This window comes from uncultured Boseongicola sp. (assembly GCF_937988555.1).
Taxonomy (GTDB): Bacteria; Pseudomonadota; Alphaproteobacteria; order Rhodobacterales; family Rhodobacteraceae; genus Boseongicola.
On sequence record NZ_CALJXO010000177.1, the window covers coordinates 1 to 2,969 of the forward strand.

The 2,969-nt window shown below is 58.7% G+C and carries 2 protein-coding genes; both read left to right on the forward strand.

Features of this window, described 5'->3' with window-relative positions:
• The first annotated feature begins 147 nt into the window (after nucleotides 1-147).
• Nucleotides 148-1,098: a TAXI family TRAP transporter solute-binding subunit gene (locus tag Q1B15_RS09645; protein WP_299753397.1), complete on the forward strand. Its 951-nt coding sequence runs from the start codon at nucleotides 148-150 to the stop codon at nucleotides 1,096-1,098.
• A 70-nt stretch (nucleotides 1,099-1,168) separates the two neighbouring features.
• On the forward strand, nucleotides 1,169-2,969 hold a 1,801-nt coding region (locus Q1B15_RS09650), incomplete at its 3' end, for a TRAP transporter fused permease subunit (protein ID WP_299753399.1).

Sequence of the window (2,969 nt, forward strand, 5' to 3'; positions counted from 1 at the left end):
AGTGCCGTTCAGTTCATGAAGTTCAAAAATCCAAAAAAACGACTGTCGCCCGAATCTCTTGATATTCCTCCTCCGCCCTCTAATGTCCTAGTATTCTCAATAATTGGGATTTTAACCCAAAATTGAGGCCACACGGGAGGACTTTCAATGAACGCACTATTCACAAACGCGGCTCTGGCCATCGGCCTAATCGCAGGCACCGCCGCATCCGCACAGAACGTCGGCATCGCCACGTCAAACCCGGGCTCGCTGTTTCATAACATCGCAACAGCCGTCGCCAACGCCGCCAATGCAGGAGGCCTGAATACAACAATTCAGCCCGCGACCAGCCCCAACCAATTCATCCCCTTCGTCAATCAAGGTGGTATCGACTTCGGCGTCTCCAACCTTCAGGAGGTGAACTATTCCATCACCGGCGAAGCATGGTGGAATGGCGTCGAGAACCCCAACATCCGCGTCGTCGCGCACCTGATGCCCCTGGTCGAAGCGATCTTTGTTCGCAAAGACAGTGACATAATGTCGATCGCCGATCTAAACGGTCAACCTATGACCGACGGCTACACGGCACAAAACACCATCCTTCCACAGCTTTCGGCGTTCTATGCGACGGCTGGCATGACACGCGACGATGTCGAAAAAGTCTCGGTCGCAAGCGTCGTCGCAGGCGCTGATGCCTTCATGGCCGGTGACACCGTCGGCTTCATCTTCGCACACGGCGCCGGAAAGGTGCGCGAGGCCGACGCAGCTGTCGGTGGCCTGCGCGCCCTTGGCGTTGACGACGACAGCGACGCCGCATTGGCGGCGGCTCGCGAACACTGGCCCACAGCGTTCTTCCTCACATTGCCCGAAGGCCGGATGCCCGGCGTGCTTGAAGACACGACCTACATCGCCTTCCCGCAAGTCATATTCACCCACGCGGATGCACCCGATGATGTGGTCTACGCAATGGCCAAGGCGATGTATGAAAATGCGCAAGTCATGGCCGATACCTTCCCGCCGTTCCGCGCGTTCCGGCCCGAAAACATGAGGGGTAACAACGGGGTATCCGAATTCCACCCCGGCGCGCTGAAGTTCTTCGAAGAAGTCGGCCTCAACTGACACCGCGCCGCGCAAGCGCGACGGAAACGGGGGCACAAAGGTGCGCCCCCGAGAAAGAAGAACAGGCACGATGAAGGGCCTTCCCGCACGCATCGCAAAGCCGGTCGCAGACGTTCTTGCGGCCGGCCTTGTGCTGACTGCAATCTGCTGGGCGCTATCACTTCAACGCAAGATCGGGTTGGACCTTTATCCACAGCAGTTCTTCGCCGCGATCCTGTTTTTCACCCTGCCCGCCGCCTACATCACACTGCCCGCACGCCGTGGCGCGCCGCGAGATCACGTCCCGCTCTACGATGTCATCCTTGCCGGCCTGTCCATGCTGGCGGTCGGATATGTCATGGTGGCCTACCCACAACTCATTCTGATGATTTTCTCGCGCCCGCCAGCGCTTTGGATCCCGGCCTTCACAATTGTTGTTCTCCTTCTGGAAGCGCTCAGGCGTACGACTGGACCCGCGCTGATCATCATCATCGGCGCCTTCCTTCTTTATGCCCTCATAGGAGATCTCGTGCCCGGCCGCCTGCAAGGGCGCCCACAGAATTGGCAGCTTCTCGCGAGTTATTTAGCCGTTGATTCCAATGGCATTCTTGGCCTTCCAATGTCAGTGGCCTCGACGGTCGTGATCACCTTTATCTTCTTCGGAGTGCTCTTGGGCGTTACCGGCGGCTCCCAGTTTTTCACCGACGCCGCGATGATCGCCATGGGGCGTTTCCGCGGTGGATCGATGAAAATTGCAGTCCTTGCTTCAGGGCTTTTCGGCTCGATCTCAGGCTCGGCCGTCGCCAATGTGGCGGGCACCGGGGTCGTCACTATCCCGATGATCAAACGCGACGGCTATCCCGCCCACAAAGCAGCTGCGATCGAAGCCGTCGCCTCAACGGGCGGCCAACTTATGCCGCCTGTGATGGGCGCATCGGCCTTTCTTATGGCCGAATTCCTCGCCATTCCTTATTCCCAGATCGTCATGGCCGCCCTTGTCCCGGCGCTCCTGTACTACGTTGCGCTGTTCATCCAAGCCGACCTTGAAGCGGCCAAGCTTGGCATCAAACGCGTTGACCCTTCGCAAATACCAGATCGCCGCACAGTTGCGGTCGGCATGCACTTCATCCTTGCGTTTGCGGTCCTGATCTACCTGTTGTTCTGGCAACGCTACCAACCCGAACGGGCAGCGCTTTGGGCGGCAGTGGTTCTGTGCGCCACAGCCCTTCTGATCGGTTACCGTGGCACGCGCCCAACATTGCGCACGCTCTTTTCCGGCATTGCCAAAACCGGCCATTCAGTCATCGAAATCCTATTGATTTCAGCGGCATCCGGCTTGGTCATCGGCGTTTTGAACATCACGGGTCTCAGCTTCAATCTAACTTACGCACTCGTGCAAGTTGGCGGCGGCAGCGCGATTTTGCTGCTCGCGTTATCCGCCCTTGTTTGCATCATTCTTGGCATGGGCCTCCCGACGCTTGGCGTTTACGTATTGCTGGCTGCACTGGTCGCGCCCGCCCTGATCCAGGTCGGGATCGAACCAATTGCCGCCCACCTCTATGTTCTCTACTTCGGCATGATGTCGATGATCACGCCCCCCATCGCGCTCGCCGCTTTCGCCGCAGCCGCCATCGCAAAGGCTCCCGCCATGGCAACCGGATGGGCCGCGATGCGCTTTGGATGGGCGGCCTATGTGATCCCGGTCCTGTTCGCTTTCAGCCCCACATTGATCCTGATCGGCGCTCCTGTCGACATTGCCTTCGCCATCGTGACCGCCATCCTTGGCGTCTGGCTTGTGTCGGCGGCCCTTGCTGGCTTTTTCAAAGACCGCCTATCCACTTTAAAACGCTGGTTTTTTGCAGGCGCGGGACTTTTGGCACTGGTCCCCTCCG

Coding starts and splice junctions, on each gene's coding strand:
- Q1B15_RS09645 (WP_299753397.1), top strand. CDS start 148: ATGAACGCACTATTCACAAACGCGGCTCTGGCCATCGGCCTAATCGCA.